This is a genomic window from Mycobacterium sp. IDUB_28 (assembly GCF_055419285.1).
Window position 1 is genome coordinate 279,551 of record NZ_JBVAXK010000004.1, and the last position, 22,569, is coordinate 302,119.

The following is a 22,569-nucleotide window of genomic DNA, read 5'->3' on the forward strand; positions in this document are numbered from 1 at the left end:
TCCGGAACGCAAATATTCGCGGGCCCGTCCAACCAAAATAGAAAACTATTTCCAGCAATTGGCCGAATCGGGAACAGAGGGGAGTTGACCACATGTTCTGGCACGCAATGCCACCGGAGTTGAATACCGCTCGGCTGATGGCCGGCGCCGGCCCCGCCCCGATGTTGGCAGCGGCCCTCGGGTGGGAGACGCTGGCAGCCGCGCTGGACGCCCAGGCCGCGGAATTGACCGCCCGGTTGAACTCACTCGGCGAGGCCTGGACGGGCGGCAGCAGCGACAAGGCGATCGCGTCGGCCCTCCCGATGGTGACCTGGTTGCAGACCGCCTCGACCCAGGCCAAGACGCGCGGGATGCAGGCCACAGCACAGGCCGCGGCCTACACCCAGGCGATGGCGACCACACCGTCGCTGCCCGAGATCGCGATGAATCACATCACCACCGCGGTCCTGACTGCGACCAACTTCTTCGGCATCAACACCGTCCCGATCGCGTTCAACGAGATCGACTACTTCGTCCGGATGTGGACCCAGGCGGCGGTGGCGATGGACATCTACCAGGCCGAAACGCTCGCCAACACCATGTTCGACAAGATCGAGCCGATGACGGCCATCCTCGACCCGGGGGTGAGCCAAGGTGCCATGGCGACGAACCCACTGCTGGGGATGCCCGCCCAACTCGGCAGCGTGACGCCGGGCCAGTTGTCCGCGACGGCCGGCCAGGTCGCGGAGTTGAGCGGCCCGATGCAACAACTCGCCCAGCCCGCTCAGCAGATGACCTCGATGTTCAGTCAACTGGGCAGCAGCTCAGGCACCGGTACGGGTCTGGGTGACGAGGAAGCGCAGATGGGTCTGCTCGGTGCCAGCCCACTGTCGAACCACCCCCTCGCCGGCGGCTCGGGCGCCAGCGTTGGCTCGGGATTGCTACGCGGGGAAGCACTCCCGGGCGCGGGTGGGACATTGACCCGCACGCCGCTAATGACCGGGTTGATCGACAAGCCCGTGGGTCCGGCGATGATGCCGGCGGCCGCTGCCGGCGAAACCGCGACCGGAGGTTCGGCGCCGGTGGGTGCCGGCGCGATGGGCCAGGGCGCCGGCTCCGGCGGCGGCACCAGGACCGCGCTGGCGGTCCCGGCCGCGGCGAGCGACGAACACGACGAACCAGAAGAACAGCTGTGGGATGACGACGACGAATGGTGATCGCACCACAGCCACCAGGAACTTCCCGGTCAACCGGGCCGGAAGACTTGCCAACCACGGCGAGGATTGGAAAGAGAGAAAGTAGTCCAGCATGGCAGAGATGAAGACTGATGCCGCTGCCCTCGCGCAAGAGGCAGGTAACTTCGAACGGATCTCCGGTGATCTGAAGACTCAGATCGACCAGGTCGAATCCACCGCAGCGTCGCTGCAGGGTCAGTGGCAGGGTGCCGCCGGCCAGGCCGCCCAGGCCGCCGTCGTGCGCTTCCAGGAAGCCGCCAACAAGCAGAAGGCCGAACTCGACGAGATTTCGACGAACATCCGTCAGGCCGGCGTCCAGTACTCCCGGGCCGACGAAGAGCAGCAGCAGGCGCTGTCCTCGCAAATGGGCTTCTGAGCCGATCCCCCCACATACCACCAGAAACGGAGCAAACGACATGACAGAACAGCAGTGGAATTTCGCGGGCATCGAGGCCGCGGCCAGCACCATCCAGGGAAACGTTTCCAGCATCCACTCCCTGCTCGACGAGGGAAAGCAGTCGCTGACCAAGCTCGCGGCGACCTGGGGCGGCAGCGGTTCGGAGGCCTACCAGGGCGTTCAGCAGAAGTGGGACAGCACCGCGCAGGAGCTGAACAACTCGCTGCAGAATCTGGCCCGGACCATCAGCGAGGCCGGTCAGGCCATGCAGTCCACCGAGGGCAACGTGACCGGGATGTTCGCCTGACAAAGGGCGCTCTGCGCGTAGAATCTGCAAGCACGAGATCGGGCGAGCTGACCCCTTCGGGGGGATCTCGCCCCTTCTCGTGCTTCTTTCATGTGACGAACTTCTGAGAGGTTCTGATGCCGGCCGACTACGACAAACTCTTTCGGCCCGCGCCAGAATCCGATTCCCCCCCGGACGAGACCGGGCAAACATTTTTCGATCCGAATTCGTTGTCCACACCCGGCCGTTCAGCAACCGGCAATGGCGACGCCGGAAATACCCCGCCCGTCGATTGGTCGCAGCCCACCGGTCCGGCCCCCGGCGCACCGCCGCCCCGCATGCCGATCGGGGCACCTCCGCCAGAACCACCTGAACCCCCACCGCCACCGCCCGCGATGCCGGCCGCGCCGCCACCGGCGTCGGCCGCACCGGCCGCACGGCCCACGTCACCGTTGCCGCCCATGCCGATCGGCGGACCGCCGCCGCCACCGCCCCCCGAGCTCCCGACGTACTCGGCCAAACCGCCCCCGGTGGCGCCCGAACGCATCGCAGCACCCGAACCGCCGCCGGCCGCGCCACCGCAAGAGGCCGCTCCGGTCGAGCGGCCGCCGGCACCTCACCCGCCCATGCCGATCGGCGGGCCGCAGCCCGAGCCGGAGCCGGAGCCCAACCCACCGCCGCCCCCGGTTCGCGTCGCCGGCCCCCCTCCCCCGCCGCCCGGCCCGGCACGGGTCCCGCCCGACCGGCCCGACGCAGGTTCGAATCCTCGGGTGCGGCTCGGCACCCACCAGCGCCCCCCGCAGCCGCCGAGCCCACCGGCGCCCGAGCAGCCGCCGACACGTCGCAGACACCGGTACCTGCCTGACCCGGAGTCCGGCGAGCCCGACCCGGCGGGCGCCACCTACTTCCGGGTTCCGATGCCCGAGGCTCGCCCGGCCGCGTCACCCGGACAGCCCGGCCAGACGGGTGACCGCCCCGGCAAGCGGCGAGCGCCATCAGGGCCGTTGCCGGCGCAGCCGCCGCCCGCGCCGGCCGACCCGCCACCGGCAGCGTCGCAGCGGGCACCCGCGCCCCCACCCGCTACCCCGCAGCAACCTCCACCTTCAACACCGCCCCGAGCGCCGTCACCGGCCGCCGCCAAGCCGATTCCGCAACGGGGCTGGCGGGGGCTGGTCTACAGGTCGACGCGGATCAATCTCGGCCTGTCCCGTGACGAGCAGTATGAATTGGACCTGCGCACCCGAGTTGCGCGCAAGCCGCGCGGGTCGTATCAGATCGGGATGCTGGGTCTCAAGGGCGGCGTCGGCAAGACGACGACGACGGTCACGTTGGGCACCATGCTGGCGCAGGTGCGCGGCGACCGGATCCTGGTCCTCGACGCCGACCCCGGCTGCGGCAATCTGGCCGAGCGGGCGGGCCGCACCTCGTCGTCGTCCATCGTGGACCTGGTGGCCGACAAGAACCTGTCGCACTACAACGACGTCCGCGCGCACACCAGCGTGAACGCGGACAACCTGGAGATCCTGCCGACCGCCGAATACACCACCGCGGCACGCGGACTCAGCGGCGACGACCTGCGCGCGGCAGTGGATACGGTGTCGAAGTTCTACAACCTGGTGCTGGCCGACTGTGGGCCGGGGCTGTTCGATCCGGTGACGCGGGGTGTGCTGGAGACGGCGTCGGCGATCGTGATCGTCACCAACGTGTCGCTGGACAGCGCCCGCCAGGCCGAGAGCGCACTGGAATGGCTGCACCGCAACGGTTATCAGGACCTGCTCGGTCGCGCCGTCGTCGTGATCAATCACGTCGCGGTCGGCGAAACCAACATCGCGGAGAAGCAATTGGTGCGACAGTTTCAACAGCTGGTTCGACCCGACCGGGTGGTGCTGCTGCCATGGGACAGGCACATCGCCACCGGGACCGAGATACGACTCGATCAGCTCGGCCCGGTCTACCGGCGCCGGGTGCTCGAGCTGGCCGCGGCATTGTCCGACGATTTTGAAAGGGCGGGACGTCGTTGAGCGCACCTGCTGTTGCTGCCGGCTCGACCGCGGCGGGCACCGCCCCCGCCCGACCCGCGACCACACGCGTCACGGTGCTGACCGGCAGACGGATGACCGACCTGGTGTTGCCGGCGGCGACACCGATGTCCACCTACATCGACGAGACCGTCGCGGTGCTCGCCGAACTCATCGAGGACACCCCGGCCGACATTCTGGGCGGGTTCGACTTCTCCGCGCAGGGCGTGTGGACGTTCGCCCGCCCCGGCTCGCCGCCGTTGAAGCTCGATCAGTCCCTCGACGAGGCGGGCGTCGTCGACGGGTCGCTGCTGACCCTGGTCTCGGCGAGCCGGACTGAGCGGTATCGACCGCTGGTCGAAGACGTCATCGACGCGATCGCGGTGTTGGACGAGACACCCGAATTCGACCGGACGGCGCTCGACCGTTTCGTGGCCGTCGCAATCCCGATTCTGGCCGTCCCGGTCACCGCGGTCGCGTTGCGGGCGTGGTGGCTGACCGGGCGGAGCTGGTACTGGGCGCTGGCGATCGGCCTGGTGGGGATCGCCGTGCTGGCCGCCTCGTTCGTGGCGAACCGCTTCTACCAGAAGGCCCAGCTTTCCGAATGCCTGCTGATCGCGGCGGTACCGCTGATCGCGGCCGCTGCGGCCATCGCCGTTCCGTTGCCGCGCGGGGTGAGCTCGCTGGGGGCACCCCAGCTCGCCGCCGCCGCCACCGCGGTGCTGTTCCTGACCTTGCTGACGCGCGGCGGGCCGCGCCGGCGACATGAACTGGCGTCGTTCGCCGTCATCACCATGATCGCGGTGATCGGCGCGGCGATCGCCTACGGCTACGACTATCAGCGCTGGGTCCCGGCCGGCGCCATCGCATTCGGCCTGTTCGTGGTGACCACCGCGGCTAAACTGACCGTCGCCGTCGCCCGCATCGCCCTGCCGCCGATCCCGGTGCCCGGCGAAACGGTGGACAACGAGGAGCTGCTCGACCCGGTCACGGCCGACGAGGCCACCAACGACGAGACCCCCACCTGGCAGGCGATCATCGCCTCGGTGCCGGCGTCGGCGGCTCGGCTGACCGAACGCAGCAAGCTGGCCAAGCAACTGCTGATCGGCTACGTCACGGCAGGCACGCTGATCCTGGCCACCGGCGCCGTGGCGGTGGTGACGCGCGGACACTTCTTCATCCACACACTGGTGATCGCGTCGCTGCTGACCGTCCTCTGCGGGTTCCGGTCGCGGCTCTACGTGGATCGCTGGTGCGCGTGGGCCCTGCTCGCGGCGTCGGTCGGCATCCCGACGGGTCTGACGGTCAAACTCGTGCTCTGGTACCCGCAGTGGGCGTGGCTGATCCTGACCGGCTACCTCGCGGTTGCCCTCATCTCGCTGGTGATCATCGGCGCGATGGCCCCGGTCCGGCGCATTTCGCCGGTGGCCAAACGGATTTCGGAACTGGTCGACGGGGCGGTGGTGGCGTCGGTCATCCCGCTGTTGCTGTGGGTGACGGGCGTCTACGACATGGTCCGCAACCTGCGGTTCTGATCGCTAGATCGGCGCGACGACCGAGCCTTCAGCGGGTTTGGGGCCGGATGCGCCGGAGGCGGCCACCGGAGCGCTGACCAACGTCGCCTGGCCCGCGGCGGCTCCGTCGGTCGGCTGACCGTCGGCCTGGTCCTGGTCGTCCTTGTTGTCCTCATCCGGCTTGGTGTCACTGGCAAGCTGTGCCCCGCCGCCGCCCTGCGACGCCTGCGAGGCGGCCTGCTGCACGCTCTGGCCGACCTGTTGACCCATCGGCGCCATCTGCTGCGCCAGCGGAGCCAGTTGCACCAGCTGCGGAACCGTTGCGGCGATTTGCGGTGACAGCGCCGCCGCCTGCGCGCTGACCTGCGCCGCAGCACCTGCGGCCGCACCCCCCAGCACCTCCTGCGCAGCGGCCACCGGCCCGCCCAGCATGGCCGCGCCCAGCCCCGCCCCGCCCGCGGCGGCGCCGAGCAGCCCCGCCGACTGACCGGTCATGGCGCCCATCACGTTGGCACCCGGCGCTTCGCCCCCGACTCCGAACTGCGTCAACGCCTGACCCAGAGACTGATCAGCCTTGGTGTAGACATCGGCCGCGGTACCCATGCTGGTCGCGGTGCGTTTCAGCGCCGCGGTGACACCGGGCAGGCCGTCGGTGACCAGCGACTCGATTCCCGGCATGGTCTGGTTGATCGCTGCCGACACCGCATCCGATCCGGGCACCGTCACCGGCGCCGGGGGCGTCGGGAAGACGAGTTCGGTGAGCTTGCTTGCGGCGGCGATCAAGCGAGCGGGATCCACGGTCAGCGGTTCGGCCATCGCAGCATCCCTTCTCTGTGTGGGGTCTTACCGTTCACAATTTTACCGGCCTTCACCGGGCCCTCTCTGCAGCAATTCCCGACCGTCCCGGCATCGGCGGGCCGGCGGATCGGACTAGCGCCCGCCCTGGGCGTGCGCCAGCGCGCTGTCGAGCAGACCGCTGACATACCGCCAGTACAGGAAGTCGACGACGGCCGGGCGTTGCGTTTCCGGGTCGGCTGCGTGGTAGGCGGCGTGCAGCGCGATGTCCTGACAGTGCGCTGCGTAGGTGTGGAACCGGCGCAGGTGCGCGACCTCGCGGCCGATCGCCGTGCTGGTCATCGGCTTCATCAGGTCGAACCACAGCATGTGCCGCTCGTCGTCGGGCGCGTTCGCGTCGGCCGGCGGGGGCGGCAGCAGGTCCAGCAGGTGCAGGTCGTCGGTCTCCTGCAGTTGAGCGGCCGCTGCCGGGTCGACCACCTCGAGGCGGGGCCGGCCGACCATCTTCCCGCTGTCCGGAATGTCGTCGTCCTCCAGGATGATCTTGGCGACACCCGCATCCGAGTTGGCCAGCTGTTCGGCGGTTCCGATCACCGCCCGCAGCTGCAGGTCGTGGTAGGCCGCCCAACCCTGTACCGCGAGCACCGGATACGTTGCGGTGCGGGCCTTTTCGTCGATCGGAACGTTACGGTCGGCGCTGGCCATGTGCACCTTGGCGGGCAGCTGGACGCCGTCGGGGAGGTAGGCCAGCCCGTAGCTGTTGGCCACCACGATCTCGCCGTCGGTGGTGACGGCGGTGACCCAGAAGAAGCCGTAGTCGTCATCGCCGCCGCTGTCCCGCGCGTTGAGCGCCGCCGCGACCCGCCGGGCCAGTCGCAGCGGATCCTTCTTGGCACCCCCCGCGCCGGATGCTGCGGCCATCGCGTCGCGCGCGGCCCGCGCGGCCGAGACCGGAACCGACGGAAGTGCCGTCACGTCAACCGCCGGTTCCTTGCGGTCCTTCTCGTCGTCCTTGCGGTCCGGTGGTGCCGGACGTGTGGGTGCTGCGTGTCGCGCGGCGGCAGCGCGGGTGGTCGCACCGGCCGGTGCCTTGCCCGCCCCGCCCAGTGGGGCGCGGCCGCCCGCGGCACGCGATCCGGCACCGGATGCGGCTGGCGCACCGGCGGTTTGGCCCGCGCCTGCGGACGACGACGAACCGGCTGCTGCTGCGGAGCCGCGCGTGGCTGCCGGAATGCCGCCGGCCGCGGCGGGAGTCATCGCCGGCGACGCGTCGTCACCGCGGTGCGACGGTCCGGCCTGCTGGCCGGTGTGTCCGGGTGACACGTCGGTCGCGGCGGCGGGCTTCACGTGCGCCGGTTCGGTGCTGGGCGTGGTCGGCGTGGCAGGCGTGCTCGGGTCGACCGGCAGCGACGGCTGGTTCGGCGTGGGGCCGACCGGGGTCGGCGACGGGCTCGGCGCGGGGTGGACCGGGGTCGGGTTGACCGGGGTCGGCGCCGGGCCGGGCGCCGGAGTCGGGTGGACCGGTTTGGCGGGTGCCACCGGCGTCACCGGGGTGACCGGCTGCTCCGGATACGGCTTGACCGGCGTGACCGGGGTGACCGGCTGGTTCGGATTGACCGGGATCACCGGCGGCACCGGAGTCACCGGCGTGACCGGGTCGGCGGGGGTCACCGGAGTCACCGGAACGCCCGGCCCGACCGGGTCATACGGGTTGGCCGGGGTCGGCTCGAACGGCGTCGGCGTGATCGGGGTGACCGGGACACCGGGGCCGATGGGCTCATAGGGGTTGGCCGGCGTCGGCTCGAACGGCGTCGGGGCCGGCCCCACCGGTACGGGCACGTCTGGCGTCGGCGCGACCAGCGTCGGCACCTCCGGGGCGGGGGGCGTCACCTGGTGCAGCAGTTCTTCCAGCGCGTTGTGCGGCGGCTTCCAGTTCTTCGACGCCAGCACCTGTTCGGCGGTCTCGGCGACCAGGCTGGTGTTGGCCTGGTGAGTTGCCCGAACCAGCGCATTGATCGCGTTCTGCCGCTGTTCGGGTTCCAACTCGGTGTCATTTTCCAGCACAATGATTTCACGCTGAGCGCTGTCCACATTGTTGCCGATTTCTGACTTGGTTTGCTCGATCAGATTGGCGATATGACGGTGCCAGGTAATGACCGTGACGAGATAGTCCTGCAGCGTGCCCATTTCGTCGATATTCGCACCGAGCGCGCCATTGGCGGCGTTGGCCGCACCGCCCGACCAGACGCCGCCGTCGAACACCTCGAGCCGCTGCTGCCGGGTGGCGTCGATCACATCGGTGACGTTGCGCAGGACGCTGTTGTACTGCTGGGCGCGCTCGTAGAACGTGTCCTCGTCGGACTCGGGCCAGCCGCCCGGCTCCAGCATCTGACCGGCGTATTCGCCGGTCGGCCGCGGAATGCCCATCGCCTACTCTCCTCCCCGCAACTGCCGGGTTGCAGCAGGACGGCGGGCCCGGATCGTGGCGCCGCATCGCCGGACCGGCAGGCAGCCGCGGCAGCCCGCAGGCCAGGTGAACCGCTCACTGCTACCGGATGTCATGGTTACCAAGCCTAACCGAGGTGAATGCCTGCTACTTGCAGCAATTTGATGATCGGGACGGTGCCGGAACGCACCGCTGCAGCGAAATTCACACTGCAAAAAGAAACGACGAGCCGACGCAAAAAATAACGACTCAGAGCCATTTACGAGAAGCCGCGCCGGGCTTAGCCGGCACCTGCTGCTTTCCCCATCGCTGCCAGTGCGGCGGTGAGTTGCTCCCCGGCGGCGTCGTTGTATTTGCTCGCCGCGGCTTGCGCGTTCTGCAGCGCTTCGTTCACCCTGGCGCCGACGGCCTCGGCACCCAGTTCCTTGATCAACCCGTCGTTGATGCGCACCCCGGTGAGCCACTGGTGTCCGTTGATGGTCACCTCGACGCTCTCGGCTTCGTCGGTGCCGCGGAACGCTCCGCGGTTCATCTGGTTCAGCGTGCCCTCGAGGGCCTGCTGAAACCGGGCCGCCAAGGCCAACGCCGCCGCGACGTGCGGTTCCATCTCCATGTCGGTCACTTCGACTCCTTCATGTCTTGCCGGCGGCGTTGGCCGATGACGGCCTCGGTCCACTCCCTGTCCTCGGTGTAGAGCGCTTCGTCATCCTGTTGTGCGCCCTTGGATTTCGATCCACCCCCGCCTTGGCCGTGACCGCCCATCGGCATGCCCATGCCGCCACCGCCCATGCCGCCGCCGCGGCCCGCACCGGCCTGACCGATGCCGCCGAAGTCACCGGCCCCGGCGGGCCGCATGGATTCGCCGGGAATGCCGGTGCCGGCGCCGGTCGAGGGCGCCAGCGGCATCGACGGCATACCGCCGCCACCGCCGCCGCCCAGCGACATCGGCTTGACGCCAGGGTCTTTGGACAGGCTCGCCGCCGCGTCACGACCCGCCGCGCCCAGCTCTGCGCCCACTCCGGACGGCATCCCGCCGCCACCCGCGCCTGCGCCGGTGGGCGGCATCATCGGGGGCTGCATCCCGGGGGATCCTGAGCCCCCGCCCGCCATGCTCGCCACCTGCATCACCTGGTTCGGGATCAAACCGGGGGTCTGCGCCGGGGGTGGCGGGTCGATCTTGATGGCCGCCGGCGGCTTCGGTGGGTTGACCGGCTCCAGCTGAGCCTTGGAGTTGTACTCGTTGAGCACCTGCTCGGACTTGGACTGGTACTCCGCGTAGAGCTTGATGGCCTGGTCCTTGTACGCGGGATCTTTGGACAGCTCTTCGAGTTTGGTGATGTCGGCCAGCGTCGGGTGGGAGCGCCGGGCCCACACCTGCAGCTGCGCGATGTACTGGGCCTGCTTGGCCAGCGAGAGGGCCAGCTTGGCCATGTGGGTGATCCACTCCCGCTGCTGATCCAGCGACGCCTCACACGCGGTGGCCGCGTCACCAGTCCAGTTCTCGAAAATGCGGAACCGCTTGACGTCACCCTGCAGTGCGAAGCTGAGTTGATTCCAGCCGTCGGCGAACCCGGCCAGCGACGCGCCCTGGTCGCCCGATTCGAGTTTGGTTGCCGCGGCTTTCAGATCGGTGAAGCCGTCGTCACCTGCGGCCGCCACCTGTTCGGTGTCGTGCAACCCGGCGGAGCCGTCGCCGCCGACGCCGCCGGCCGATTCACCGGCCACCTCGCCACCGTCGCTGTTCAGCGCCTCCGCACCCTCCTCGTCGACCTCGCCGTAGGCCTTGGCGGCATTGCGCAGCGAGGTCGCCAGCCGGGTGCGTTCCCGGGCCCCGGCGGTCAGGAAGTCCCGCATGTTCTGGGCGGACAACGTGAGCTGCTCGGCCGCGTTCCGTGCCGCCGTCAGACCACACGGCGTCTGGGCAACATCGTTGGGTGGCGTCGCCATGGGCGCTTCCACCTCGTCTGCCCGCGACAGAATCTCCTGCTGATCCACCGTCACGGTCTGCGGCTGAGTCATATCGGATCGTCCTCCTTATGCTCTAACCATTATCGTGGCTGGCGACAGGCCCGCCTGCACCAATATTCGGCGAATAGGCCTACTTCGGCAGGGCCAGTTGGAAGCGGCTTTCCTCCGGCGGCGAGACTCGACGGATCGGCAGCTCACGGTGTCGCGGGGTGCCGACCATGTTGTGGCGCAGGATCACCTTGTCGACACCGGGATGCGGACCCAGATATGTAGTCGCGTTCGGCCACACCACCTTGGCCACCGGTCCCACCTGCGCACCGATCAGCCGGGCGAACTCCTCGAAGTGCGCACCGACCGTCACCGCCGCGCCCGCGGCCGCCGAACGTACCGCGAACTGGGTGAACGTCTGCGCGTCACCGAGGTTGAGGCTGACGTCGACGTCGTCGAACGGCAGGTACACCGGGCACCGGTTCACCGTCTCGCCGACCAGGATTCCAGCCGAGCCGATCGGAATCTGGCAGTGCCGGTCGGCGACCAGATCCTGCCCGGTCAGCGCGGGCCGCTGACCGCCGAACAGCCGGGTGAAGCCCCGCGGCGTCTTCGGTTTGCCCGCCGTGGTGAGCAGCACGGTGGCCTGCGGGGCGACGCCGGGAGCGATCCGGACCCGGGTGATGGTGTGGTCGGCACGAGCCGACCACCACAGGTCCGGGCCGCCCGGCGCGGTGTAGGCGGCGGTGTAGGAATCGCGTCCCTGGATCATCGACCACTTCTCGCGGGCGAAGCCGATGTCGATGGCGTGGTCGTAGTCGTCGAAGCTGCGCCCGCAGACCGCGTCGACACCGTGGCTGGCCAGGGCGTCGGCGATGCGGGTCGCCGAGGCCACCAGGTAGCGCGCCAGACCGGCGACCCCTTCGTCGCGGCGCTGCGCCGAGCGGTGGGTCTGCTCGGGGTCGGCCCGCAGCATGATCCAGGTCCGCCGGTTGGCCGGTGCCGGGTCGGCGCCGATCACCTGCTGGTACAGGTTCACCACCTCCGGGGTGGCGGTGCGGCCTACCCGGAAGCCGGCCGAGACCACGTCGGCTTCCATATCCGGGCAGTGCACCGACAGCAGTTCTTCGAGCAGGCGGGTGTCCAGCACGTCGTCGGTGTGGGCTTGGCCGTCGACGATGACCGTCGGTGTGAACGGGCGCGGCTTGAGTTCGATCACCGCGATCAGATGGTCGCGGCGCCAGCGCACCGCCACGTGATCGCCCGGCTGGACGGTGGCTCCCACCACCGGCTCGGACGGCACGTCGGGCGTTTTGCGGCGCCGGCGCAGCCACGCGAACACCGTCGCCACCCAGCCGGTGACCCGGCGGCCGGAGAAGGTGACGAATGCGACCACTGCGCCCAGCGCCACCAGCACAATGCCGGCCCACCAGTACCGCGTCTGCAGGAAATACAGAATGACCAGCGGTGCCAGCACCGCCAGGAGCAACGTGTGCCCGGTGCTGAAGCGCAGCCTAATGGGATTTCTCATCGGCGCCTCAACGCCCGCGCGGCGAGTGCCCCGAGGACCAGGGCCAGCGCCAGGCCCCCGACGGCCAGCGCCACCACGGTGATCGGCCGCCGGTCGGGACCCGGTGTGATCACCGGCGGCGGCATGCGCCGGACGCTGTACGGGATCTGCCCCGGCCCGGGCGTGATGTCCCAGGTCAACGCCGCGACCGCATTGACGACGCCGTCGCCGACCAGGTTGTCGGTGCCGCCGCCCGGGTGCCGTGCGGTGGCCTGGATGCGGTTCATCACCTGCGCGGGCGTCAGCTGCGGAAAACGCTGCCTGATCAGCGCGGCCAGGCCCGAGACGTAGGCCGCGGCGAACGAGGTGCCGGCGATCGGCACCGGGCCCTCCTTGCCTTGCAGCGCATTCACCGGCTCGCCCTGACCGCCCAGGGAGATGATGTTCTCAGCCGGGGCGGCCACGTTGACCCACGGCCCGTGCATGGAAAACGTGCTGGGCACACCGGTCTGTCCGATGCCACCGACGGTGATCACCAGGTCTCCGTACCACGCGGGCGTGACGACGGTCTGCACTTTCGTCCAACCGCGCGAGTCCTTGGGGTTCGCGGCGTCCGGCAGCGGATTCTGCGCGCAGTCGCCGCCGGTGTTGCCGGCCGCGACCACCACCACCACGTTCTTGACGTTGACCGCGTAATCGATGGCGGCGCCCAGGCTGGCCTCGTCGATCGGTTTGGTCACCTTGTAGCAGGCGGCCTCGCTGATGTTGATGACGCCGGCACCGAGGTTGGCGGCGTGCACCACCGCCCGCGCGAGGCTGCGGATCGACCCGGCTGCCGGCGTCGAGTTGGGGTCATTCGGGTTGGGTTGGGAGCCGACCGGCTCGAACGCTTCCGAGGTCTGCCGGATCGAGAGCAGACGGGCGTCCGGGGCGACGCCGACATACCCGTCGGTGGGCGCCGGCCGCCCCCCGATGATGGCTGCGGTCAGGGTTCCGTGCGCGTCGCAGTCCGACAACCCGTTGCCGGCCTGGTCGACGAAGTCGCCGCCGGGTTCGGCCGGAACCCGCGGCGAGGCGTTGACGCCGGTGTCGATGACGGCGACGGTCACCCCTGCCCCGGTCGCGAACTTATGGGCTTCGGTCACCCCGATGTAGGAGTTGCTCCACGGCGGGTCGTGGAAGGTGGATTCGGGCAGGACGGTGGGCCCGGAGCACTGGACGCGTTGCTCGGTCGGCTGGTCCGGGCCCGTCACGTCCGGCGGCAGGGCCCCCGGGTCGATAGCGGGCGGAGTGATTGCCGATGCGGGCGGCGCGAGCAACGGCGCCGTCATTACGGCCAGCGCCACCGCCATCAGCAAGATCCGGTGCACCCCCGAATCACTCCGTTCATTCAGTTCGTTCGGCGTGGCAAATCCTGGGAGCAGTTTAGACGTAGCGGTTGCGTAAACGGCGCTATTCGGACGGGGTTCGGCGGACGTGTGCCCGGGTCCCGTGCTGCTCGTCGGAGGCATGGTGTGGACAGTCCGGGCCTACCGCCGCCGTCCGGAGGGGGCACCCCGGCATCCGCCCTCGCACGACTGCGGGCTCGACAGCGCGAGCGTTACATAGCTCACTACTATTGTAAATACGGTACTTGCTACGATTGGGCCGGACTCCCCACAGAAAGCTCGAGGTTTGTCATGGCCACACCCGTCATCGTCGGCGCTGTTCGGACTGCGATCGGTCGGTCCTTCAAGGGCACGCTCGTCAACACCCCGCCCGAGACGCTGATTACCGCTGTGCTGCCTGAGGTGGTGCGCCGCTCCGGGGTGGACCCGGCGGCCATCGACGACATCATCTTCGCCGAATCGCATTACGGCGGCGGCGATTTGGCGCGCTACGCGGCCACCGCCACCGGTTTGGAGCATGTGCCCGGACAGTCGGTGAACCGGCACTGCGCGGGCAGCCTGACCGCGATCGGCAACGCTGCCGCGCAGATCGGCTCCGGCATGGAGCGGGTGCTGATCGCCGGCGGGGTGCAGTCGCTGTCGATGACGCCGCTGACCAACTGGCGCATCCCCGGTCCGGAGCTCAGATTCGAGGAGCGGTGGATGCCGCCCACCCACGTCGAGACGCCGGACGCGCCGGCCAAAGACATGTCGATCACCGTTGGCTGGAACACCGCGCAGTCGGTCGGGATCACCCGGGAGGAGATGGATGCCTGGGCGGCTCGGTCGCACCAGCGCGCGGTCGCCGCGCAGGACGCCGGCAAGTTCACCGACGAGATCCTGCCGCTGAAGATCACCGTGCACGACGGGTCGGTGGTCGACTTCTCCGTCGACGAACACCCACGCCGCGACACCACGGTGGAGAAGCTAGCCGGCCTGAAGGTGCTGCATCCCGAGATCGAGGGGTTCTCGATCACCGCGGGCAACAGCAGCGGCACCAATGACGCGGCCGCCGCGGTCGCGCTGGTGGAGGCCGACTATGCCGCCGCCGAGGGGCTGAACGTGATGGCGAAGGTCCGGGCCTGGGCAGCTGCCGGCGTGCCGCCGCGCGACTGCGGGCTCGGTGCGGTCAAGGTGATCGGCAAAGTGCTGCAGCGGGCCGGGTTGTCCGTCGAGGACGTGGCGTTGTGGGAGATCAACGAGGCGTTCGCCTCAGTGCCGATCGCCGCGTGCCGCGAGTACGGAATCGACGAGGAGAAGGTGAACTTCTCCGGCAGCGGCTGCAGCCTCGGTCACCCGATCGCGGCGTCCGGTGCCCGGATGATCACCACCCTGACCTACGAGCTGGCCCGGCGCGGCGGCGGGATCGGGGTCGCGGCCATGTGTGCCGGCGGCGGGCAGGGCGGCGCCGTCGTCATCGAGGTGTAGGCGTCAGACGCTGCCGCTGCGGCGCGGTCGCTCCATCAAATATCAAGCCTTACATGCTTTTCCGCGCAGGCTTCCCGTACCGCAATGATCACGTCGGCGCTGCGTAGGGTTTGCAGGTCGTCGATCGTGACCGACCCTTTCGCGCTGCGGTGTTGGGCAGCCACCCGCGAATCCCGCAGTCGTTCGGCGCGTTCGACGACGTTGCGCGCGAAGCGCCCGTTGTGCATCGCATCGATACCGTGCGCGCCGTCGGGCGCGCGATACGCACGCAGCTTCGCGCACGCAGCGTTCAGCGCGTCGGCCGCCGCCGGCTCGATCACGGTGGCACGCGGACTGCCGTAGCGCACCGCGATCTCGACCAATTCGTCCGGAGTGTAGGACTCGAAACGCAACTTGCGATTGAAGCGGCCCGCCAAACCCGGGTTGACCGTAAGGAATTCGTCGACTTCCTTCTCGTAACCCGCCCCGATGAAGCAGAAGTCGAACCGGTGCACCTCCAACGCGACCAGCAGCTGGTTGACCGCCTCCATGCCGATCATGTCCGGTCGGCCATCTTGGTGACGTTCCACCAACGAATAGAATTCATCCATGAACAGGATCCGGCCGAGCGAACGGTTGATCAGCTCGTTGGTCTTCGGCCCGGACGCTCCGATGTGCTCGCCGCAGAAGTCCGCCCGCTTGACTTCCACGATCTCCGGGTGACGCACAATCCCCAGTCCGGCATAGATCTTTCCCAAAGCTGCAGCGGTCGTGGTCTTTCCGGTTCCGGGCGGTCCCACCAACAGCATGTGATTGGTCTGGTTGGCGACTGGTAGCCCGGCCGCCAACCGCAACGCACGTACCTCGATCTGGTCCTCCAGTTCGGCGACCGCCCGCTTGACTTCCGCCAGGCCCACTTGGTTTTCCAGCAGTGCCCGCCCCTGCGTCAGCAGTTCGTTGCGGCGCTCCTCGTGTTCGGCCTCGGTGCGCTGCTGAGCCGAGCGCTGGGTGCTGACGTCCCACTTGTCCGTCCGGGTGCCGATCGTTTCCTCGTCGGTGATCACCAGCTGCAGGCCCGGATCGGCCAACGCGTGCTTGGCGGATTCCATCAGCGCACCGTTGATCGTCGCCTTGGACAACCACACCTGCGCCTGGTGTTCGTCGCCGAGTTGACGGTGCGCCATCCCCCGGACGTAGGCCAGATCCGCGGCAATCAACGGGAAATCGGCGGCATCGATCGCGGCGGCAGTGAGGTGCCGGCTGGTTTGGGTGGGCATCGCCTGGCCGGTTCGCACCTCGACCCGGTCCGCCCACTCCAGTGCGACCCGCGCCTGGCCCAGATGTGCGGCGGCATGCGCAGCCAGGGCGCAGGTGGCCGCCGTGACGACCGACCTGATGATCGCCTGCGGCGGCAAGATCGCCGCCGCCACTGCGATCACATCCGGCCAGCGTTGCGTGGCGAACATCAGGTAAGCCTCGAGATGCTGCCGCCACTGGTGGTTCTCCCACGAATCCAGCAGCGCCGAATCCGCCAGCAGTGCTTCGGATTTCTCGTACTGACGGTCGTCGACGAGCGCGCTGGCCAGCGCCAGCCCGGCATGCGAGGCCTCGGTCACCGATATGGACAGGTACGGCCCGGCTTTGATTGGCGCCGACAACCGCACCCCGAGCCGGTTGGTCTCCCGATGCAACCGCGACCCGTACGTGTACAGCTGCTGGACTGTCGTTAAGGATTCATCGCCCGCGGCGATCCGGCCCAGCCACGCATCCGCCATCGATGGATCGATCTCGGTGGCTTCCGCGAACCGGGCCCTGGCACCGTCAACATCTCGGTCCAACAACATCATTGCCTGATCGAACCGCTTGCGGGCGGCGGCCGTGCTGGTGCTGCTGGTCATGGCGATTCCGCAGCCGCAAGCTCGCCGCTGCGCACGTTCGTGGGTTCAGAAGAGACGTAGCGATTCTCGGCCCGGAACAGCTCGATCTCCACGGCGTGCACCCCGGTGACGGTCGCCACCTCGACCGTCGCCTGCCCCTGCTGGGTGATCACGACGCTCGCGGCGCCACGGTACGGGGCACCCGGTTCCCCCACGGAGATCACCGTATTCGGGCGGGGACCGGGTGTGACAGTGCCGTCGACGACACTGACCGTGGTTCCTGCGATCGGTTTGGTCGCGTCAGTGACGGCCACCTCCGGCATCCGGACGCTGGCCCATCGGTCGGCATCCCGGGTGTGCACCGTCACCCGGTCACCGGAGCCGGCCAGCCGCACCACCAACCGCTTGACCAGTGCGTCGTCGGCGGCGACGTGGACGCGGCTGAATTCACCGGGATCATCCAGCGGGAGCATCATCCGTTGTCCTGCAGCGGTTTTGCCGAGCAGCACCCCGGACGGACCGATCGGAATGACGAGCGGACCGGTCAGCGATCCGCGCCGGACGCCGCGTAGCGCCGGCATCGGGCCACACAAGTTGGCGGCGACGGCGCCCGCCTGCTCACCAGGCAACGTCCGCAGCACCGTGCTCGGCGGTACGGTCAGCGGTTGGGCGCTGCGTACCGTCAAGGTGGCGGTAACGCTTCCGTCCCCGAAAAGTGTGACGTTCTGGGTGATTCCGTCGGCACGCATCGACCACGCCTGCGCCAGCGCCTCTTCGGTGATGGCGGTGGGGGGATACCAGTAGGTGCTTAGCCAGCCACCGTCGCCGCGGACCGATCGCCAGCGACGGTTCGGAACCGCCAGCGCCGATTTGCCGAGCCGACGCTCCAATTCGACGATGTCGGTGGCGGTCGCGACTTTCGCGCGGATCCCTTGTTGGCGCATGGCCGCACTGACCCGCTGCGCGGCGGCCAGCGTCGCGGTGCCGATCGAGGAACGGCATTGCAGCGCTTCGGCATTGGCGAGCGCGCTGACGCGCACGACCACCCAGGTCTCACGCTGCCCGGCATACGGCGGGGTGCCGATCAGCGTGTCGTACACCCGCGGGTAGTCACCGGTGGCCCGCCGCCGGGCTCCACTGCTCACCACGCTGAGCGAGTCGATGGAGAGACCGAGACTCTGCTGCATCAGCGGCTGCAAATCAGCGATGTCGACAGCGTTTTCGGTGCGGGCGGAGGTCGAGCCGGTGAACAGTGTCGGTGCGTGCGCCTTGCCCAGCAGTTGCACCGCCGCGACCGCTACACCGTCCTGGAATCGGACACCGCCCCCGGCCCGGTCATTGGCGACGGTGCGCGGCGCGGTCCACGGAATCGGCCGATTCCGCCGGTGCCACAACAGCAGCCACGACCACGCGGTATGACCGCGCCACGGGACAGAGGTTGCCAGCACCGAGCACGCCAAACCTGTTGCGGCACCCCAATACCCGCCCAGCGCCAAGCCGAGGACAGCTGCGCTGAACACGACCGCGATGACGGCGAGCCTGCTTGCTGCCGTCATCGTCGCCGCCGTGCCCGGGCGATCAGCGCCACCACCCCGACTGCGGCCACCACCAGCCCGGCGAATACCAGAGCGACATTGCGGGCACGGTGGTCCGGCGCAGGCGGCGGAGCGGCAGGGGTGATGATGCGGCTGTGCGCGGATGGTGGTAACCGTTCTCCCGCAGGCACATCGAATGTCAGCGCGGCTACCGGATCGACCACGCCGTAGCCGACTTGATTGTCCACGCCCCGGGGCGGGTTGTGGGCCGTCTGCACGATGCGGTTGATGATCTGGTGTGCGGACAACGCCGGGTACTTCGCCCGCACCAGCGCCGCGACGCCGCTGACATAGGCTGCCGAGAAACTGGTACCCCAGATGGGCATGTTCTTCTCGCCCGGATGGATCGGCGGGTAGGCGTTGACAGGCCCTCCGGTCTGCGGCGACAGCCCCATGATGCCTACCCCAGGCGCCGCGGCGGCCACCCAGGGACCGGCCAGGCTCTTGCTGATCGGTGCGCCGGTATTGTCCACGGCCCCAACCGATAACACGTAGTCGGAGAACCACGACGGCGAGGAGACGGTCTTGACCTGGTGCCAGTCGCGCGGGTCGGATGTGATCAGCGGATCGAAGCTGGGATTCTGCGCACAGCCGTCCTCGCTGTCGTTGCCGGCCGCAGCCACGATCAGCGCGTCCTTGACGGTGGCCGCATACCAGACTGCCGCGCCGATGGCGGCCTGATCAAGCGGATCAGCGGCCGAAACACAGGACGTCACACTGATATTGATGACCTTGGCACCCATGTTGGCGGCGTGCACTATCGCGCTGGCCAGGGTCGCGATCGAACCCGCCTTCTTGCGCACTTCCGAGTCGCCGGGTCCCGGGTTCACCGGTTCATAGGCGCGTGATGACTGCCGGATGGAAATGATGACGGCGTGCGGCGCGACGCCGACCACCCCGTCGGGGGCGCCGGGCACGGGGCCCGGCACCTCGGGGACATCGGTGGTTCCGGTGCCGGGATCCCCTGGGGCGTTGGACGGTTCGTCGGACGGCGGCGGAGGCGGCGGCGGTGCCGGCTTGGTCTCGGTCACCGTCACCGGCGCGGGCGGCGGCGGCGCGGCCGGCGGTGGCGGCGGTCCCCCGGGCGGCGGTGGCGCGGCGTCGACAGCCGGCGGCCCGGCCGGCGGTGCGAACGCGGGGGTGCTGGGCATGGGAGCGGGCATCGGGCTGCCCTGCGGCGCAGCCCCGATGACCGAGGCCACGATGGTCCCGTGCGAATCGCAGTCCATCAGGCCGTCACCGCTCATGATGTAGTCCCCGCCGGCGACCACCCGCAGCCGGGGACTGGGATTGATACCGGTGTCGATGATCGCCACCGGAACCCCGTTGCCGGTGGAGTACTGCCACGCTTTGCTGATGTTGAGCATGGCGAAACCCGGTGCGGTGACCGACACGTTGGGGTCCGCCACGGTGATGGTTCGGGCGCACATGTTGCTCTGCCGCATCGGCTGATCGGGACCGGGTTTGCCATCCGCCGGCACCCGGGCGGGATCGATGACCGGCGGTGGAATTGCATGTGCTGCAACAGGGTTCGCTGAAACCGCGAGCACTGCCCCGGTCAGGACCACGCCGCTGAGTCGGGCCGCGAGCCGTCTCATCGCATGCGCACCCAGGTGAACAGCCCACCGATCCAGGCGGCCAGCGGCAGCGCCGCGATGATCGCCACGATCTCCAGCCATTCGGCGGCCATTCGCACCAGCGGCGTGAACCTGGTGACCGGCACCAGCAGCGCCGCCAGCAGTCCCGCCCCGGCGAAAATGGCCAACACCACCGACCCGGGCACCAGCGCATGTCCCGACGACGCCGGTTCGCGCACCACGTATTTCACGACACCGACACAAGTTGCGGCCGCGGCCCCGCAGACCAGGGCGATCGCTTGATGTTTGTCGGCGAACGCCCGACCCCGGCTAATGAAGATCACCACGAACAGCGCCGCGAGCACGGCGGCCGGCGTACCCCGGTCCCGGCCCGGCATCAGGGTGGCCCACACCGCAATCGGCAACGTCGCTCCGGCGCCCACGCATATTCCGGTGAGCACACTGTTGGCTCGTTTGGCCGCGGCCGCGATCTGGGCGCCGCGCGGCGTGGTGTCCGGATTCGCACCGTCCTCAGCACCCTCGACCGCGTCACTGACCGGCGAGACAGCATCCACCGGCATCCCGTCGCTGCGCCGGAACAGGTCGCGCCCGGTGATCGAACCGAAGTACGGCGGCCGGATCCGGGCGACCCACAGCGCAAACGTCGGGGCAAGGGTCAGGGTCAACAGCAGCGCCACCAGGGTGGTCATGCCCAGCCACTGGGCCGGCACCGGCCACCACATCCGGGTGGCCGCTACGAGGGCGCCAAGTGCGCACAGCGTCACCGCTGCCGCTGCGGCGCTGACATGGCGCCCGGTGGCCGTGGCCATTCCGCAGGTCAGAACTCCGGCCGCCAGCGCGGCGATGAACAGGTGCGCGGATCCCGGTCTGCCCGGCGCGCCGGCGCCCAGTGCCGCCGCGGTCAGCGGTACCGCCAGCCAGCCGAGCCCGTCGAGCATGTCGATGCGGTCGGGCCACCATCGCCAGACGGCCAGGGCGCCACCGCCGCAGCAGAGGGCCAGCGCTGCAACGACGCAGCTGGACATCAACGAATCGTTCGAAATACGTTGCCGCACAGCCAGTCCGAGAACGGTGATGACGACCATCGCGACGATCGACAGGGCGGTGTGCGCGGCCGTCTGCATCGTGACCGGTTCGAAGAGTTTCTTGCCGACCCGGGCCAGACCGGTGGACAGCGACTCGTACTGCGGCTCGAAGGACTCGCCTTCGGCAGCGGGTACCAGGATGAGAGTGGCGCCGTCTTCCACGCCGAGTTCGTCGAGGGTCTTGGTGATGTCGAGGCGTACCCCGTTGGCCTTGTGCAGTTCGTATCCGACGCCGGGTTCGAGTCCGGGCAGGCCCCGTCGTTTGAGCTCGTCGTTGAGCAGTTCGACGATGTTGTCGATGAAGACCTCGATCGGGACCGAGGCCGGGTACACCTGTGAGAGCAGGTGGTCGCCGCACACCACGGCGACCGCGCAGCGAGCCGGAAACGAGACCTTGCCAACCAGAGCGGCCATTAGCGCGGCCTGTCGGCGTCCGGAATGTATTTGTCGGCCAGCGCCGCAGCGATCTCGAACAGCCGCAGCCGGGTCTTCTTGGTCAATTCGTGGCGGGTATCGATGATTCCGCCCTTGGCGAGGTACGGGTCGTACGGCATGAATTCGACGGTCGCGCCGGATTGGCGGAAACGTTCGGTGAGGTAGTCACGCGCATCGGGGTCGTATTTGTTGCGACTGTCGTTGAGCACCACGGTGCTGCGGGAGACCAGTTCGTGGTAGCCCATCGACCTCAGCAGGTCGATGGCGCGGGTCACCGGCAGCGAGGTGTCGGCGGTCAGACCGGAGACGAAGACCAGCGCGTCGCAGGACTCGAGCACGGCCTTCATCACGGGGTGTTCGAGGTCGTCGGAGGTGTCCACCACGATGACGGTGTGGGTGCGGCGCAGCCGTGACAGCACGCCGGTGAACATCGACGGGACCAGGGGCCGCGGTTGGTCGGAGGCCCGGTTGCCGGCCAATACGTCCAGACCGATGCTGTTCTGCCCCAAGTGTTCTCGGATGTCGGCGTAGCCCTGCACGTCGGTGTCGTTGAGCACTGCCGAATAGTCGCCCGGCGGTGATTCGTCGATGCGGCCGGCCAGGGTTCCGAATCCGGGCGCCGCGTCGATCGCGACGACGTTGTCGGGCCGGCACTCCCGGAAGACACCGCCGATGCACGCTGTCATGGTGGTCTTGCCGACACCTCCCTTGCCCGAGACCACTCCGATCACGTACTGCTTACGGATGTGCCGGCGGATCCGCTCCTGCAGTTCCCGGTAGTGCCGTTCGGCCGGTGACTCGCCGAGGTTGAGGGCCTTGAAAGTCGCGTGGTAGAGGAACTTCCGCCAACCCGAGCCGGGCGGAATTTTGCGGGGCGCCACCATGTCGGAGATCCGCAACGTCCCCGACACGGACTCCTGGTGTTGGTAACGCCCGGCGGACGCACCGACTGGTTCCGCGGTGTTCGCGGCTGCATTCCACGAATTCGTCACGACGCCATCGCTAAACA

Annotated in this window: 17 protein-coding genes; 6 read left to right on the forward strand and 11 right to left on the reverse strand. The window is 68.9% G+C overall.

Annotated elements, in window-relative coordinates:
* Positions 1–92: 92 nt before the first annotated feature.
* From ACZYZ9_RS10735 to eccD (ACZYZ9_RS10755), 5 genes are all read left to right on the forward strand, one after another.
* Positions 93–1,196, forward strand: a complete 1,104-nt coding sequence (locus tag ACZYZ9_RS10735; protein ID WP_463826243.1) for a PPE family protein — start codon at positions 93–95, stop codon at positions 1,194–1,196.
* 91 nt (positions 1,197–1,287) lie between these two features.
* A complete protein-coding gene (gene esxB, locus ACZYZ9_RS10740; RefSeq protein WP_065144405.1) occupies positions 1,288–1,590 on the forward strand; it encodes a type VII secretion system ESX-1 WXG100 family target CFP-10 in 303 nt (100 codons plus the stop codon).
* Positions 1,591–1,630: 40 nt separating this feature from the next.
* On the forward strand, positions 1,631–1,918 hold the full coding sequence (locus ACZYZ9_RS10745; RefSeq protein ID WP_463826244.1) for a WXG100 family type VII secretion target: 288 nt from the start codon (positions 1,631–1,633) through the stop codon (positions 1,916–1,918).
* A 116-nt stretch (positions 1,919–2,034) separates the two neighbouring features.
* Positions 2,035–3,918, forward strand: a complete 1,884-nt coding sequence (locus ACZYZ9_RS10750) for a MinD/ParA family ATP-binding protein (protein ID WP_463826245.1) — start codon at positions 2,035–2,037, stop codon at positions 3,916–3,918.
* The gene (gene eccD, locus ACZYZ9_RS10755; protein ID WP_463826246.1) at positions 3,915–5,450 is read left to right on the forward strand and encodes a type VII secretion integral membrane protein EccD; all 1,536 of its coding nucleotides are present in this window, start codon (positions 3,915–3,917) and stop codon (positions 5,448–5,450) included. Before ACZYZ9_RS10750 ends, eccD (ACZYZ9_RS10755) begins: the two co-directional genes overlap by 4 nt.
* A gap of 3 nt (positions 5,451–5,453) precedes the next feature.
* On the opposite strand, the gene ACZYZ9_RS10760 is transcribed toward eccD (ACZYZ9_RS10755), so the two are convergent.
* The 6 genes from ACZYZ9_RS10760 to mycP (ACZYZ9_RS10785) form a co-directional block, all read right to left on the reverse strand.
* On the reverse strand, positions 5,454–6,245 hold the full coding sequence (locus ACZYZ9_RS10760; protein WP_463826247.1) for a hypothetical protein: 792 nt from the start codon (positions 6,243–6,245) through the stop codon (positions 5,454–5,456).
* A 114-nt stretch (positions 6,246–6,359) separates the two neighbouring features.
* Positions 6,360–8,651, reverse strand: coding sequence for a secretion protein EspK (locus ACZYZ9_RS10765; RefSeq protein ID WP_463826248.1), 2,292 nt, complete (start codon positions 8,649–8,651; stop codon positions 6,360–6,362).
* Between the two features lie 299 nt (positions 8,652–8,950).
* Positions 8,951–9,283, reverse strand: coding sequence for a YbaB/EbfC family nucleoid-associated protein (locus tag ACZYZ9_RS10770; protein ID WP_463826428.1), 333 nt, complete (start codon positions 9,281–9,283; stop codon positions 8,951–8,953).
* 5 nt (positions 9,284–9,288) lie between these two features.
* Entirely contained in the window at positions 9,289–10,689 is a 1,401-nt protein-coding gene (gene espB, locus ACZYZ9_RS10775) for an EspB family ESX-1 secretion system-associated protein (RefSeq protein ID WP_463826249.1), read from the reverse strand.
* Between the two features lie 79 nt (positions 10,690–10,768).
* Complete coding sequence (eccE, locus tag ACZYZ9_RS10780) at positions 10,769–12,157, reverse strand: type VII secretion protein EccE (RefSeq protein ID WP_463826250.1); 1,389 nt, start codon at positions 12,155–12,157, stop codon at positions 10,769–10,771.
* A complete protein-coding gene (gene mycP, locus ACZYZ9_RS10785) occupies positions 12,154–13,506 on the reverse strand; it encodes a type VII secretion-associated serine protease mycosin (protein WP_463826251.1) in 1,353 nt (450 codons plus the stop codon). The genes eccE (ACZYZ9_RS10780) and mycP (ACZYZ9_RS10785) overlap by 4 nt, the downstream gene beginning before the upstream one ends.
* Positions 13,507–13,815: 309 nt before the next feature.
* On the opposite strand from mycP (ACZYZ9_RS10785), the gene ACZYZ9_RS10790 reads away from it, so the two are divergent.
* The gene (locus ACZYZ9_RS10790) at positions 13,816–14,991 is read left to right on the forward strand and encodes a thiolase family protein (RefSeq protein WP_463826252.1); all 1,176 of its coding nucleotides are present in this window, start codon (positions 13,816–13,818) and stop codon (positions 14,989–14,991) included.
* Positions 14,992–15,026: 35 nt separating this feature from the next.
* On the opposite strand, the gene eccA is transcribed toward ACZYZ9_RS10790, so the two are convergent.
* The 5 genes from eccA to ACZYZ9_RS10815 are packed head-to-tail and all read right to left on the reverse strand — an operon-like array spanning position 15,027 to position 22,552.
* Positions 15,027–16,868 (reverse strand): type VII secretion AAA-ATPase EccA, encoded by a 1,842-nt coding sequence (eccA, locus tag ACZYZ9_RS10795; protein WP_463826253.1) that lies wholly within the window; start codon positions 16,866–16,868, stop codon positions 15,027–15,029.
* Positions 16,865–18,403 carry a type VII secretion protein EccE gene (gene eccE, locus ACZYZ9_RS10800; RefSeq protein WP_463826254.1) on the reverse strand — a complete coding sequence of 513 codons (1,539 nt, stop codon included), beginning with the start codon at positions 18,401–18,403 and terminating at the stop codon, positions 16,865–16,867. Before eccE (ACZYZ9_RS10800) ends, eccA begins: the two co-directional genes overlap by 4 nt.
* Positions 18,400–20,040, reverse strand: coding sequence for a type VII secretion-associated serine protease mycosin (gene mycP / locus ACZYZ9_RS10805; protein ID WP_463826255.1), 1,641 nt, complete (start codon positions 20,038–20,040; stop codon positions 18,400–18,402). The genes eccE (ACZYZ9_RS10800) and mycP (ACZYZ9_RS10805) overlap by 4 nt, the downstream gene beginning before the upstream one ends.
* Positions 20,037–21,539 carry a type VII secretion integral membrane protein EccD gene (gene eccD / locus ACZYZ9_RS10810; protein ID WP_463826256.1) on the reverse strand — a complete coding sequence of 501 codons (1,503 nt, stop codon included), beginning with the start codon at positions 21,537–21,539 and terminating at the stop codon, positions 20,037–20,039. Before eccD (ACZYZ9_RS10810) ends, mycP (ACZYZ9_RS10805) begins: the two co-directional genes overlap by 4 nt.
* The gene (locus tag ACZYZ9_RS10815; protein ID WP_463826257.1) at positions 21,539–22,552 is read right to left on the reverse strand and encodes a MinD/ParA family ATP-binding protein; all 1,014 of its coding nucleotides are present in this window, start codon (positions 22,550–22,552) and stop codon (positions 21,539–21,541) included. Before ACZYZ9_RS10815 ends, eccD (ACZYZ9_RS10810) begins: the two co-directional genes overlap by 1 nt.
* Positions 22,553–22,569: the final 17 nt, after the last annotated feature.